The sequence below is a fragment of the Mycobacterium sp. UM_Kg1 genome (genome assembly GCF_000972925.1).
Lineage (GTDB): Bacteria > Actinomycetota > Actinomycetes > Mycobacteriales > Mycobacteriaceae > Mycobacterium > Mycobacterium hiberniae.
This window is the reverse complement of record NZ_JRMK01000027.1, coordinates 25417-38960: the sequence shown is the minus strand read 5'-3', so window position 1 is coordinate 38960 and position 13544 is coordinate 25417. Positions and strand designations below refer to the sequence as shown.

Genomic DNA, 13544 nt, shown 5'->3' with positions numbered 1-13544 from the left:
CCCCCGAACGCAATGCGGCGACCGCATTCCGGTAGGCGTCGGCGCCCGCCGACCGGTCCACCGGGATGGTGCGCGTGTGGCGGATCAGAAAGTTCACCACCGGCACCTGCTGCATCTCGGCCTTGATCATGAACCGCATCCGGCGGTCCCGGTGGTACGCCGCCAGCCCGGCCGGCAGGAAGTCCACGTAACCGGTGTGGTTGATCGCGATCACGGCGCCGCCCCGGGCCGGGATGTGTTCCAGTCCGAGATAGTCGATCCGAGCGCCGGCGATCTTCACCGCGCTCAACGCCGTGAGCTCCAACGCTCGGAAGACGGGCTCCATGGCAGGCGTTAGTCGGCGGCGCCCGTCGGGCTCGGCGGCTGCTGGCGAGCGGCCCGCTGCTCGGCCTTGCGGGCGGCTTCGGCGGCGTCGAGTTCGAGGGCTTCGGCCGGGGTGGGGGCGCTGCCACCCAGCCGGGCCGGCACCCAGAAGGCGCCGGCGGGGGGCTCGGGGTAGGCGTCCTGCGTCTGCTCCAGCAGGCGCTGCATGCGGGTCTGCAACAGGACGCGCAGATCTTCGACCGGCCCGGTCGGAGGAATCGGCTCGCCGATCGTCACCGAGATGGGCAGCTTGCTGCGACCGAGTCGCTTCGGGTGATCCTTGGTCCAGATCCGCTGGGCGCCCCACACGATGTGCGGGATGATCGGCACCTGTGCCTCGATCGCCATCCGCGCGGCGCCGCTCTTGAACTCCTTGAGCTCGAAACTGCGGCTGATCGTCGCCTCCGGGTAGACCCCCACCAGCTCGCCGGCCTTGAGGTACTCCACGGCGGTGGCATAGGACTCCGCCCCCTGGCTGCGATCCACCGCAATGTGGCGGCAGCCGCGCATGATCGGGCGGCTGTACCGGTTTTCGAAGGTCTCCTTCTTGGCCATGAAGCGCACCCGCCGGCGCGGCTTGGCGTCGTAGGAGGCCACCCCGGCGAAGAGGAAGTCGAGGTATCCGGTGTGGTTGATGGCGATCACCGCGCCGCCGGTGGGGAGCAGGTGCTCTCGGCCGGTCACGGTGATTTTCAGGCCCTCATAACGCCACAACGTGTGCGCGGCGAACGCGACAGTCCCATACCAAGGCTCCACAGCACCAAAGCCTAGGCGATGGGGCCGGCCGCGCCGCCGGTAAGCTCGGATGGGATCTCTTTGAGCGTCGGGAGAAGAATCACGTGCAGGTCACCAGCGTCGGGCACGCCGGCTTCCGGATCGAGACCGCTGCAGGCAGCATCTTGTGCGACCCCTGGGTGAATCCGGCCTACTTCGGCTCCTGGTTCCCCTTCCCGGACAACTCTTCGCTCGACTGGGACACCCTCGGCGACTGCGACTACCTCTATATCTCGCATCTGCACCGCGATCACTTCGATCCGCGCCACCTGGCGGCCCACGTCAACAAGGACGCGGTGGTGCTGTTGCCCGATTACCCGGTGCCCGACCTGCGCCGGGAGCTCGAAGCTCTGGGTTTTCACCGCTTCTTCGAGACGACCGATTCGCAGCGGCACACCGTGCACGGCCCCAAGGGCGACCTCGACGTGATGATCATCGCGCTGCGGGCCCCCGCCGACGGCCCGATCGGCGACTCGGGGCTGGTGGTCTCCGACGGGGTGACCACCGTGTTCAACATGAATGATTCCCGCCCGATCGACCTGGATGTGCTCCAGGCCTTCGGCACCGTCGACGTGCATCTGCTGCAGTACTCCGGGGCGATCTGGTACCCGATGGTCTACGACATGCCGGCCCGGGCCAAGGAGGCGTTCGGCATCCAAAAGCGGCAGCGGCAGATGGACCGCGCCCGCCAATACGTCGCCCACGTCGGAGCCACCTGGGTGGTGCCCTCGGCGGGTCCGCCGTGCTTCCTGGACCCAGAGCTGCGCTATCTCAACGACGATCACGGCGATCCGGCGAACATTTTCCCCGACGAGATGGTGTTCCTCGATCAGTTGCGTCGCAACGGCCACGATGGCGGGTTGCTGATGATTCCCGGCAGTACCGCCGGCTTCACCGGTTCGCAGTTGGATTCGCTGACACACCCGTTGCCGCAGGCAGACGTCGCGGCGATCTTCACCACCGGCAAGGCCGACTACATCGCCGACTACGCGCAGCGGATGGCGCCGGTGCTGGCCGCCGAGAAGGCCACCTGGGCGCCGGCCGCCGGCCCGGCGATGCTCGAACCACTGCGAGACCTGTTCGAGCCGATCATGGCGCGCAGCAACGAGATCTGCGACGGCATCGGCTATCCGGTCGAGCTGGTGCTCGACGGCCCCGGGCACACCGAGACGGTGGTGCTGGACTTCCCCAAACGGATGGTGCGCGAACCGATTCCGGGTGAGAAGTTCCGGTACGGCTTCGGCATTCCGCCCGAGCTGGTGCGCACCGTGCTGCGTGACGGCGAGCCGGACTGGGTCAACACCATCTTCTTGTCCACGCGGTTCTCCGCGTGGCGGGTCGGCGGCTACAACGAGTACCTCTACACGTTCTTCAAGTGCCTGACCGAGGACCGCATCGTCTACGCCGAAGGCTGGTTCGGTGAAAGTCATGACGACTCGGCGACCATCACCTTGGGCGACTGGCAGATTCAGCGCCGCTGCCCGCACATGAAGGCCGATCTGTCGAAGGTGGGCGTGGTGGAGGGCGACATCTTGACCTGCAATCAGCACGGCTGGGAGTGGGACCTCAAATCGGGGCGCTGCCTGACCGCCAAGGGCCACGAACTGCGCTGCGAGAAACGGTGAGCGGCAACTCCTACGACGACGGCCTGGTGGCGCTGGATCGCCGGGCAATCACGTTGCGCCGCTACCACTTCCCTTCCGGAACCGCCAAGGTGATCCCGCTGTCGGCGATCCGCCGTTATCGCACCGAGCCACTGGGTGTGTTCACCCACCGCTTCCGGATCTGGGGCAGTTCGGATCTGCGGCGCTGGCTGCCGCTGGACGTCCGGCGGCCGGTGCGGTCCACGCTGATCACCCTGGATCTGCAGGGCGACCCGTGGCCCCGGCCGGCCTTCACCCCGGCCGACCCGGAGAAGTTCCTGGCGCTGCTCGACGAACTGCTCGGCGACCGCTGACTCGCCCAACGTGCGCTCAGCCCGAATTTCAACGGGATTTCTCGCGCTGGTTACACGCTCGGCGCCGTATCAGCGGTCGGCCAGCGCCTGATGGGCGGCGTTATAGCCCGGGATGAAGGTGATCCCGGGACCGCCGTGACAGCCCGCGCTGCCCAGATACAGGCCCTGCACGGGCAACGGCTGTCCCAAGAACCCGGTGGGCCCGGGACGGTTCGGGCCCATCTGGTCGGGGTTGAGCAGCCCGTGGCAGTAATCGCCGCCGGGGGCACCGAACATGGTGCCCATGTGGCGCGGCGTGAAGGTGGTGTGCCGGGTGATGCTGTGCTCGAAATTCGGCGCCAGCCGGGTGATCTTGTCGATCACCCGTTGGCCCATCTCCGCTTTCATCTGGCCGTAGTTCCCGTTGCCCTCGATGGGGAACCACAGCGCGAAGGCCGATGCGGCGTGCTTGCCGGGCGGTGCCAATTCCGGGTCGTGCAGTGACGGAATCTGCAACACCACGGTCGGGTCGGCCGGAACGACGCCGCGACGGGCCTGCTCCCATTGCTGCTGCACCTCCTCGGGCGTGCAGAAGACGCCCAGCGAAGCCTGCATCGCGGGCTCGTTGAGCATCTCGTAGGGAGCGGCGAACTCCGGTGGCTCGTCCAGGGCGAAATGCATCTGCAGATAACTGCCGCGGTGGTCGATTCCGGCGTAGCGGGCGCGGATGTCCTCCGGGACCGAAGCCGCGTCGAGCAGCCGGGTAACGGTGACGTCGGGGGCGACGGCCGATACCACCACCGGCGCGCTCACGGTGTCGCCGCGTTCGGTGCGCACGCCGCTGACCCGGGATTCGGATCCCTCGACCAGGATCTCGGCCACCGCGGTGCGCAGCCGCAGCTGTCCGCCCAGCGCGGTGAACGCCCCGCAGAGGTGTTCGGTAAGGGCCCCGATCCCCCCGCGCAGCTTCTTCATCAGGACGGTGTTCTCGTCGGGCACCCCCAGACCGAAGGCCAAGGCGGCGGCGCTGCCGGGGGTGGCCGGTCCGCGGTAGAGGGTGTTGACCGCCAGCACGGTGAAGGAGCCGCGCAACGCCGCATGCTTCTCGCGGTCAGGCAGATACCGGTCCAGCACGTCGGTGACCGAGCCGAACAGCATGTCGTCGATGGCCGAGCGTTCGAATTCGTTTGCGGCGCAGGCATACATTTCGTCAAGAGACTTCGGCGGGCGGCCCGCCTCGAAACGGCCCAGCGCCCGGGTGGGGGCTTGGCTCCAGGCCAACAGGCCGGCCATGCCGTTGACCGCCTCGGCGCCGTGCACCTCACTGAGGTGGGTGAACATCTTCATCGGATCGGCGTATTGGATCAGCGGGGCGTCGCCGATACCGCGCATGGCCACCGACATGACCTCGAGATCGACGGTCTCCAAGCCGTCCAAGCCCAGCTCGGCACTGACCACGGCCGACGTCGGGAACTGCACCGAGCCCGCGATCTCGAACCGGTAGCCGTCGAACAGCTCCACCGTCGACGCCATCCCCCCGGCATAGCGCCCGGCCTCCAGGCACAGCGTGCGCAGGCCGGCGCGCTGCAGGATGACCGCTGCGGCCAGACCGTTGTGCCCGGCCCCTATGACGATCGCGTCGTAATCGGTCATCGATCCGCCCTTCCCGCTTTCCGGGAACGCTGGCACGCGGGTCTAGTTTTGTCAATATTGACGTAACTAGAGGTTACGCAGCGAGTTCAGGGCCTCGCGGCACATCCGGGCCAGCTCGGTCAGCGAGCGGTCCTGCCCGAGCATCCAGACCTCCATCGCGGCGAATACGGCCGCCGCGATGCAGCGCGCGGCCACCGCCACCGGCAGCGGATCGCCTGCTTGATGCGCGGCGCCGCCGGGCGCGGTGGCCCGCAGCCGCTCAGCCACGGCGTCTGCGAAGTCGGTCTCCACCTGTCGCATGTGGCGCACGATGCGTTCCGGATCGAGCTCCTCGGCGCGCAGCGCGGCGATGCGCGTCACGGCTTCGACGTCGTAGGGAAACGCGAAGATCGCCGCCTGGACCGACTCGATCATCGGCTCACCCGGCGGGCGCGCGGCCAGGGCGCTGCGGAACCACTGCAGCCCGGCGTCGTAGTCGGCGAACAGCAGGTCGTGCTTGGAGGCGAAGTGCCGATAGAACGTTCGCAGCGATACGCCGGCATCGGCGGCGATCTGCTCGGCGGAGGTGTCCTCGACGCCTTGGGCCAGAAAGCGCACGAGCGCGGCCTGGCGCAACGCTTCGCGGGTGCGTTCGCTGCGCGCAGTCTGGGGCGCTCGGGGCATGCGGGTAAACGTACCGCAGCGCGCCACGGCCGCCGAGAACGACAATTTTGACAAAACCGAACGCGGGCGGTGAGAGACTGCCCGCATGATCTCGCTCCTCGTGCATGCGGTACTCGGCCTGGCGACCATCTGGTGGATCGTGTCTTCCAACCGGGCCGTTTTTGCGAAACCGTCTGGCGGCGAACTCTTCTCGCCGCTGGAGATGGTGTTCTACGCGGTCGGAATCGCCTCGATCGCGCTGGGCTGGTACTTCAACATCCGGTTCGTCGCCGAATACGCGCACGGCGCCAATCACAACCCAATCTGGGGACCGGGCAGTTGGACGCAGTACATCCAGCTGATGTACACCAATCCGGCTGCCGGTTCGGCCAGCCAGGACTACACGATCATCAATGTCGTTCTGCTGCCGCTGTTCACCATCGTCGACGGCTACCGCCGCGGGCTGCGGCGGCCGTGGCTCTACTTCGTGTCGAGCCTGTTCACCAGTTGCGCGTTCGCCTATGCCTTCTACTTCGCCACCATCGAACGCCAGCACCGGCACGCCAACGCCGCGGCGTCGCGCGCGACGTATCCGGTCACCGCTCAGCGACCGGGCGGCTCCAGCACGTCCACCCCGACGTAGGGCACCAGTGCCTGCGGGACCCGTACGCTGCCGTCGGGCTGCTGGTGGTTCTCCAGAATCGCCACCAGCCACCGGGTGGTGGCCAGCGTGCCGTTGAGCGTGGCGGCGGTCTGCGGCTTGCCGTTCTCGTCGCGGTAGCGGGTTGCCAGCCTGCGGGCCTGGAAGGTGGTGCAGTTCGAGGTGGACGTCAGCTCCCGGTAGGCGGCCTGCGACGGCACCCACGCCTCACAGTCGAACTTGCGGGCGGCCGAGGACCCCAGATCTCCTGCGGCCACATCGATCACCCGGTAGGGCACCTCGATACGGGCCAGCATCTCGCGCTGCCAGCCGAGCAGCCGCTCATGCTCGGCTTCGGCGTCTTCGGGCCGGCAGTAGACGAAGCCCTCCACCTTGTCGAACTGGTGCACCCGAATGATGCCCCGAGTGTCCTTGCCGTAGCTGCCGGCTTCCCGCCGGAAACACGACGACCAGCCGGCGTAGCGCAACGGCCCGCCGGACAGATCCAGAATCTCGTCGGAGTGATAGCCGGCCAGCGGCACCTCGGAGGTGCCCACCAGGTAGAGGTCGTCGGCCTCCAGCCGATACACCTCGTCGGCGTGGGCGCCCAGGAAGCCGGTGCCCGACATGACCTCCGGGCGGACCAGGGCCGGAGTGATCATCGGGGTGAACCCGTTGTCGACCGCCACGCGCACGGCCAGCTGCAACAGGCCCAGCTGAAGCAGGGCGCCGCGGCCGGTGAGGAAATAGAAGCGCGATCCGGAGACCTTGGCTCCGCGACCCATGTCGATCAGGCCCAGCGCCTCGCCGAGCTCGAGGTGGTCGCGCGGGCGCTCGATGGCCGGTGGCTCACCGACCACGTCGAGCACCGCGAAATCGTCCTCACCGCCCGGGGGCACTCCGTCGATCACGACGTTGGCGATCGCCATATGCGCGGCGGTGAGCGCCGCTTCGGCTTCGCCTTGGGCGGCTTCGGCCGCCTTGACCTGATCAGCGAGTTCCTTGGCCCGGGCCAGCAGGGCGGGGCGTTCCTCAGCGGACGCGGCCCCCACGGAGCGGCTGGCCGTCTTCTGTTCGGCACGTAACGCATCGGCCGACGCGATGGCGGCGCGTCGTGCGGAGTCCGCGGCCAGCAGGGCGTCCACCAGGGCCGGGTCCTCGCCGCGAGCCACCTGAGAGCGGCGGACACGGTCGGGGTCTTCACGCAGCAGCTTCAGGTCGATCACGGCAAAACCCTACAACCACAGCTGGTGGCATCACTTTCGCATCATTTGTCACGCCGCTGCGGCTGCCTGTCAGAATGGACGCGATGTCACAGGCAGTCGACCAGGAGAGTCCCCCCGCCAAGCGGGGGCCTTGGCGACGCGTGCTACCGGCTGCCGCGACCCGGCGCGCCCTGCTGTTGACCGCCCTGGGCGGGCTGCTGATCGCCGGTTTCGTCACCGTCGTCCCGGTGTTGGGCGAGGGCAGCGGCGGGCTGCTGGGCCGCCTGAATGCGCAGCCGGCGACCGGAACGGGAGGCAAGGGGACCGGCCCCGCCCTGGGCCTGGGCACGGTCAAGGGCAACGAGGCGATCGATCGCGCGGTTGCCGGTGACTGCCTGAACTGGCCGGAGGACGACCTGGACGCGGCGACGATCGTCAGCTGCGCCGAGGAGCACAAGTTCGAGGTGGCCGGCCCCGTGGACATGAAGATGTTCCCGGGCTCGGAGTACGGCCCGGACGCACCCCCGCCGTCGATGGCCCGTATCGAGCAGATCACCCAGGAACAATGCGAGTCCTCGGTGCGCCGGTACCTGGGCGTCAAGTTCGACCCGCACAGCAAGTTCGTCGCCAGCATGCTGTGGGCCGGCGAGCGGGCCTGGCGGCAGCACGGTGAGCGACGCATGTTGTGCGGCCTGCAGCTGCCCGGCGTGGGCGGGCGGCAGACCGCGTTCGTCGGCAAGGTGGCCGACATCAACCAGTCGAAGGTGTGGCCGCCGGGCACCTGCCTAGGTATCGATCCGGCCACCAACCAGCCCAACGACGTTCCCGTCGACTGCGCGGCGCCGCATACCAAGGAGGTCACCGGCACGGTCAACCTGGCCGAACGGTTCCCCGACGCCTTGCCGTCCGAGCCCGAGCAGGATGCGTTCATCAAAGAGGCCTGCACCCGGCTCACCGACGCCTACCTGGACCCGGTCCAGCTGCGCGACACCACGCTGACGCTGACTTATGCCACCGTCTCACTGCCCAGCTGGACGGCGGGCAGCCGGGAGGTGGCATGCAGCCTCGGGGCCACGTTGGGCAACGGGGGCTGGGCCGCGCTGATCAACAGTGCCCGCGGCCCGCTGCTGATCAACGGTCAGCCGCCGGTCCCGCCGCCGTCGATCCCCGCGGAGCGGCTGAACCAACTGCCCGCCGGTAGCCAGCCGCGGTGAGTGTCCAGATGGACCCGCGCCGGTTCGACGATCTGGTCGCCGACGCGCTGGACCTGATCCCGGCGCCGCTGGCCAATGCCTTCGACAACGTCGTGATCCTGGTGGAGGACCGCAATCCCGAGGAGCCCGACCTGCTGGGCCTCTACGAGGGGATCGCCCTGACCGAGCGGGATTCGAGCTACGCCGGCTCGCTGCCCGACACCATCACCATCTACCGCGACGCGCTGTTGGAGATGTGCGAATCCGAGCAGGAGGTCGTCGACGAAGTCCGGATCACGGTGATCCACGAGATCGCTCACCACTTCGGCATCGACGACGACCGGCTGCACCAGCTCGGCTGGAGCTGATACCGCTCGGCGCGCCGGTTCGGTGTTGTCGGCGCCCAGTGCTAAGAACGATCCATGGATGACCACTGCCGAGACTGCCGGGCAGGGCTGGAGCACTGCCACGGCTCACTCATCCACCATCTGCACCAGGCGGCGGAGTGCACCGAGGACGGGTGCCCGGGTGAGGTGTTTCCCCACGCGTTCGCCCTGGACTGCGAGGCGGTCGGATGCCGCTGCGCTCAGGCGTACGCGCTGGCGGTCTAACCCATCGGATCGGTGTCGGAACGCAGCGCGTCGCCCACCGGGTCGGCGCCGGGCTCGGGGTAGAACGGCGGCGTCAGCGATCCCCACTGCACGCAGCTCCAGCGGCCGTCGGTGATCGGCGCGAGCACCACGGCGGTGGCGTTGTCCAGGTGATGATCCAGGGCGAAGGAACCGTCCACGCCGGCGAGCGTGGCCGCGGCCAGCCGGATCGCCGCGCCGTGGCTGACCACCACGATGTCGCCGGTCCAGTCGTCATCGTCGAGGTAACGCCTGCGCAGGTCGGTCACCACCGGCAGGTAGCGCTCGAGTACCTGCTCGGCCGACTCGCCACCGGGCAACGCGATGTCCGGTTCGCCGGAGTGCCAGCGCTGGTAGATCGCGTTGAACTCGGCGATCGCCTGATCGTCACTGCGGTTCTCCAGGGCGCCGGCCTGAACCTCGTGGATGCCTTCGACCACGCGGGCCGTCACGCCCAGCCGGCCGCTGATCTCGGCGGCGGTCTGCACCGCGCGGGTCGCCACCGAATGGGCCACCAGCATCGGGCGGTGCACGCCTTGAGCCGCGAACCCCCTGGCCTGGTCGCGGCCCAGCGGGGTGAGCTCCGAACCGGGCGGGCGGGTGTCCAGGCGGCGGTCCACGTTGCCATAGGACTGGCCGTGCCGTAACAGCACCAATCGCCCGCTCATGCCCGTGCCCCGCATGTCGCCGGTCCGACAGGCCACGACCCCAGGTAGCGGACCTCGGCGCAGCTCTGGCGCAGCGCCTGCAGAGCCTGCGCGACCGCCGCGTCCTCGATGTGGCCCACGCAGTCCAGGAAGAACAGGTAGGTGCCCAGCTCGGTGCGCGTCGGCCGGGACTCGATTCGGGTCAGATCGATTTCGCGGCTTCCGAACTCGGTCAGGGCGGCCGCCAAAGCTCCGGGCGCGTTCTCCAGGCGCAGCACCACCGAGGTCCGGTCGGCGCCGGTGCGCGGCGGGGGCGCCGCCGGGGCGCCCACCAACACGAAGCGCGTGCGGGCGTTGGGTTCGTCGATGACGCCTTGGGCCAGGGCGGCCAACCCGCGCTGCTCGGCGGCCAGCGCCGTACTCACCCCGGCGTCCGCCTCGCCCTCGCAGACTTGTTGCGCGGCCGCCGCATTGGAATTCGCCGGCACCACTTGGGCCAGCGGAAGATGCTCGGCCAGCCAGTGCCGAACTTGAGCGGCGGCAACCGGGTGAGCGGCCACCGTGCGGATATCGCCCGTCTTGCGTCCGGGCGCGACAACGATGGAAAACGCCACGCCCAAGGCTGTTTCGGCGAAGATCTGCAACGGCGACCCGGAAGCGAGCCCATCGAGGGTGGGTGTCACGCCGCCCTCGATCGAATTTTCGATCGGCACGCACGCATAGTCGGCGGCGCCGGTACGCACCGCGTCGAGGGCGGCCGGGGTGCTCTCGACCGGCAGCGGAACAGGGTCGGCGCCGGGAACCCGTCCGGCGCCGGTCAACGCGAGCAGCGCCGCTTCGGTGAAGGTCCCCGCCGGGCCGAGATAGCTGATGCGGGTCACCGGACAACCCTATCGGCCACAGCACGCCGACGCCGTCACGTGCGGGTGGACTCGCGTCACCGGCTTCGCTTTTCCGGTTGCGGCCACCCCCGTCATTAATTAAGTTAGGCTTACCTCACTTGAAAGGGGATCGATGCGCACCACCGCCGCAGCAACCGTCCCGACCTCCGCCGAGCGGATTCGCAGCGCCTGCATCCGAGGCCAAGCACTCCTGGCGATCGCCGATCGCGCCGACGCCGCGCCCGTCACTGCGCCGGTCTGCCACCTGATGAGCGACGGGAACGTGGTGGTCGCCGTTCCGGTCGGGGATCCCGTCGCCGACGCCGCCGCCGGCTCCGGCGTGCCGGCGATGCTCGAACTGACCGACCATGCACCGTTGCGGCTGCGCGAGCGGGTCCGCGCCCTGGCGTGGATTCGGGGCCTGCTGCGCCCGGTGCCCGGCCACGAGGTCCCCGCGGTGCTCGACCGGATCGCCGCGGTCGCCCCGGACCCGGCGCTGCTGCAGGTGGTCTCGCCGCGCTCGGCAGGCCGGTTCCGCGACACGGCCGGACCGGACGGCAACGATTCGGAAATCACCTACACGCTGTTGCGGCTGAGCCCGGAGTCGGCCGTGCTGGCCGACGCCACCGGCGCCGAGGCGGTCGACGTGCGCGACCTGCTGGCCGCCCGCCCGGACCCGTTCTGCGCAATCGAGGCGCACTGGCTGCAGCACCTGGACTCGGCGCACCCGGAGATGGTTGCCCGGCTCGCCGCCGCCAAACTCCCGCCACAGCTGCGACGCGGACAGGTGCGCCCGCTGGCCGTCGACCGCTATGGCATCTGGCTGCGGGTGGAGGCCCACGACGAGGACCGCGACGTCCGGCTGACCTTTCCGCGGCCGGTCGCCGATGTGTCGAGCCTGAACCGCGCGGTCCGCGCGCTGCTGGGCTGCCCGTTTCTCAACGGGCTGCACCCCCGCCGCCCGACGCGGTAGCGGCTACCGTGGCGAGGTGACCGAGCCGGCGACCCCGCGACGCGCCCTGCGTCTGGAGATCGTCCTGGTTTTGGCGGTCACCTACGGGCTGAGCGCCCTGACCGCAGTACTGCAGCTCGCCGACGCGGTGCTGCGAGACCTCAGCGCGCAGCGGATCCCGCTGAACCCGCGCCGATCCTATTTCGACTGGGTCGACCTGGGCCTCAACGCCGCGTGGGCACTGCAACTGATCGCCTGGGGAGCGCTGGCGCTCTACCTGCTGTGGCGAAGCGGATTCGGGCCCGGCCGCATCGGGCTGAACGGCTGGCCCCGCCGCGTCGACCTGGCCGGCGGGCTCGGGCTGGCCGCCCTGATCGGTCTGCCCGGGCTGGGCCTGTACCTGCTGGCACGAACTCTGGGCCTCAACGCCGACGTCGTTCCCGCGGCACTCAACGACACGTGGTGGCGCGCCCCGATGCTGACCGTGATCGCGTTCGCCAACGGTTTCGCCGAGGAAGTGATCGTCGTCGGTTACCTGCTGACCCGGTTGCGCCAGCTGCGGGTCTCGCCATGGGTGGCCTTGAGCTGCTCGGCCCTGCTGCGGGGCACCTACCACCTCTACCAGGGCTTCGGCGCCGGGCTGGGCAACATCGCCATGGGGCTGGTGTTCGGTTACGCGTGGCAACGCAGCGGCCGGCTGTGGCCGCTGATCCTCGCCCACGGCCTGATCGACACCGTGGCGTTCGTCGGGTATGCGCTGTTCGCCGGGAAGCTGGGCTGGCTGCGCTGATAGCGCGCGGTACGTAGATTGGGCAGGTGAACGGCGATCGCAGGCAGGGCCGGCCCTGGCACTCCGCACCGCCGCGCCGGGAGCCGCCGCCGGTGCTGTATCGCGACGCCCACCGCCCGGGCTCGCCGGGACAGCCGGCAGCGGGTTACCAACGGTCGGTGGCTGGGAGCGTGCCGCGCCCGGCCACGCCGGCGCCCCGGCCCGCGGCGCGACCTGCGGGTGCGCGAACTCCGGCCGCACGGCCCCGCACGCGCCGGCGCCGGTCCTGGCCGCGCCGTCTGGCGGTGCTCGCGCTGCTGGTGGTGCTGGCCGGGGCGGCGGGCCTGCTGAGCGCCGCGGCGTGGCTCGACACCACGCTGCAGCGAACGGTGGCGTTCTCTGCCTATGACGACCGCCCGGCACCGGGCCGCGGGACGACCTGGCTGCTCGCGGGCTCGGACAGCCGCGCCGATCTGAGCCCGCGCGAGCAGCAGGACCTCAGTACCGGTGGCACCGTCGGCGACGGGCGGACCGACACGTTGCTGGTCGTCCATCTGCCCAGCCCGGGGTCGGGCTCGCCGGCCACCGTGGTGTCGCTGCCCCGTGACTCCTACGTCACGATCCCCGGCTACGGCCAGGACAAGATCAACGCCGCATATCCCCTCGGCGGCGCTCCCCTGCTGACCCGGACCGTGGAGCAGGCCACCGGGATGCGACTGGACCACTATCTCGAGATCGGTTTCGGCGGCTTCGCCGGGCTCGTCGACGCACTCGGCGGCGTCACGATGTGCCCACCGGAACCGATCGACGACGCGCTGGCCGGAATCGAGCTGCCCGCCGGGTGCCAGACCCTGAACGGCGCGGCTGCCCTGGGGTATGTGCGGAGCCGGGCCACCCCGCGCGCCGACCTGGACCGGATGGAGCACCAGCGACTGTTCCTGGCGGCGCTGTCGGCCCGCCTCGCCGATCCGGCCGTGTGGCTCGATCCGCGGCGCTGGTACACGGTGCCCCGCGCCGCCGCACACGCGGTGCGCCCCGACGACGGTTCGGGCGTCATGGACCTGACCGCGTTGGGCTGGGCGCTGCGCGGCACCGCCGTCACCCTCACCGTGCCGATCGGAGGGTTCGTTCAGACCGCCGCCGGGGACGCGGTCGTGTGGGACCGCCCCGAGGCCGCGACGCTATTCGATGCTTTACGCCGAGATATGCCGCCTTCGGAAGGGCCGGAGAATTAAGCACCATCTAATTCTCCGCCGCTTT

15 protein-coding genes are annotated in these 13544 nt (G+C 69.6%); 8 read left to right on the top strand and 7 right to left on the bottom strand.

The features are described 5' to 3' along the window. Positions 1-325, bottom strand: a 325-nt coding sequence (locus LI92_RS06680) for a lysophospholipid acyltransferase family protein (protein ID WP_046317311.1), incomplete at its 3' end; no start/stop codon positions are given. An 8-nt stretch (positions 326-333) separates the two neighbouring features. Continuing rightward, complete coding sequence (locus tag LI92_RS06675; RefSeq protein WP_046317310.1) at positions 334-1119, bottom strand: lysophospholipid acyltransferase family protein; 786 nt, start codon at positions 1117-1119, stop codon at positions 334-336. Between the two features lie 83 nt (positions 1120-1202). Here LI92_RS06675 and LI92_RS06670 point away from each other — a divergent pair, with 83 nt between their 5' ends. Both LI92_RS06670 and LI92_RS06665 read left to right on the top strand, forming a co-directional pair. Then, positions 1203-2762, top strand: a complete 1560-nt coding sequence (locus LI92_RS06670; protein ID WP_046317309.1) for an MBL fold metallo-hydrolase — start codon at positions 1203-1205, stop codon at positions 2760-2762. Next, positions 2759-3094: a hypothetical protein gene (locus LI92_RS06665; protein ID WP_502691405.1), complete on the top strand. Its 336-nt coding sequence runs from the start codon at positions 2759-2761 to the stop codon at positions 3092-3094. Before LI92_RS06670 ends, LI92_RS06665 begins: the two co-directional genes overlap by 4 nt. A gap of 69 nt (positions 3095-3163) precedes the next feature. Here the strand turns inward: LI92_RS06665 and LI92_RS06660 are convergent, their stop codons facing one another. Both LI92_RS06660 and LI92_RS06655 read right to left on the bottom strand, forming a co-directional pair. Continuing rightward, positions 3164-4726, bottom strand: a complete 1563-nt coding sequence (locus LI92_RS06660; protein WP_046317317.1) for a phytoene desaturase family protein — start codon at positions 4724-4726, stop codon at positions 3164-3166. A gap of 66 nt (positions 4727-4792) precedes the next feature. Beyond that, a complete protein-coding gene (locus LI92_RS06655) occupies positions 4793-5389 on the bottom strand; it encodes a TetR/AcrR family transcriptional regulator (protein WP_046317308.1) in 597 nt (198 codons plus the stop codon). A gap of 85 nt (positions 5390-5474) precedes the next feature. On the opposite strand from LI92_RS06655, the gene LI92_RS06650 reads away from it, so the two are divergent. Continuing rightward, on the top strand, positions 5475-6011 hold the full coding sequence (locus LI92_RS06650; protein WP_046317307.1) for a DUF2834 domain-containing protein: 537 nt from the start codon (positions 5475-5477) through the stop codon (positions 6009-6011). Here the strand turns inward: LI92_RS06650 and serS are convergent. Then, a complete protein-coding gene (serS, locus tag LI92_RS06645) occupies positions 5972-7234 on the bottom strand; it encodes a serine--tRNA ligase (protein ID WP_046317306.1) in 1263 nt (420 codons plus the stop codon). The two genes, LI92_RS06650 and serS, sit on opposite strands and share 40 nt — an antisense overlap. 83 nt (positions 7235-7317) lie before the next feature. Between serS and LI92_RS06640 the strand changes: the two genes are divergently transcribed. Together LI92_RS06640 and LI92_RS06635 are read left to right on the top strand one after the other, a co-directional pair. Beyond that, positions 7318-8427, top strand: a complete 1110-nt coding sequence (locus tag LI92_RS06640) for a septum formation family protein (RefSeq protein WP_502691404.1) — start codon at positions 7318-7320, stop codon at positions 8425-8427. Next, on the top strand, positions 8424-8774 hold the full coding sequence (locus LI92_RS06635) for a metallopeptidase family protein (RefSeq protein WP_082109592.1): 351 nt from the start codon (positions 8424-8426) through the stop codon (positions 8772-8774). The genes LI92_RS06640 and LI92_RS06635 overlap by 4 nt, the downstream gene beginning before the upstream one ends. 239 nt (positions 8775-9013) lie before the next feature. On the opposite strand, the gene LI92_RS06625 is transcribed toward LI92_RS06635, so the two are convergent. Both LI92_RS06625 and pheA read right to left on the bottom strand, forming a co-directional pair. Continuing rightward, positions 9014-9703, bottom strand: a complete 690-nt coding sequence (locus LI92_RS06625; protein WP_046317316.1) for a histidine phosphatase family protein — start codon at positions 9701-9703, stop codon at positions 9014-9016. After that, complete coding sequence (gene pheA, locus LI92_RS06620) at positions 9700-10563, bottom strand: prephenate dehydratase (protein ID WP_046317302.1); 864 nt, start codon at positions 10561-10563, stop codon at positions 9700-9702. The genes LI92_RS06625 and pheA overlap by 4 nt, the downstream gene beginning before the upstream one ends. 133 nt (positions 10564-10696) lie before the next feature. Here pheA and LI92_RS06615 point away from each other — a divergent pair, with 133 nt between their 5' ends. Genes LI92_RS06615 through LI92_RS06605 form a run of 3 tightly spaced genes read left to right on the top strand, consistent with a single transcriptional unit; the run spans position 10697 to position 13519 of the window. Continuing rightward, on the top strand, positions 10697-11536 hold the full coding sequence (locus LI92_RS06615; RefSeq protein WP_046317301.1) for a DUF2470 domain-containing protein: 840 nt from the start codon (positions 10697-10699) through the stop codon (positions 11534-11536). 16 nt (positions 11537-11552) lie between these two features. Next, on the top strand, positions 11553-12305 hold the full coding sequence (locus LI92_RS06610; RefSeq protein ID WP_046317300.1) for a CPBP family intramembrane glutamic endopeptidase: 753 nt from the start codon (positions 11553-11555) through the stop codon (positions 12303-12305). Between the two features lie 26 nt (positions 12306-12331). Then, positions 12332-13519, top strand: coding sequence for an LCP family protein (locus LI92_RS06605; RefSeq protein WP_082109591.1), 1188 nt, complete (start codon positions 12332-12334; stop codon positions 13517-13519). The last annotated feature ends 25 nt before the right edge of the window (positions 13520-13544 follow it).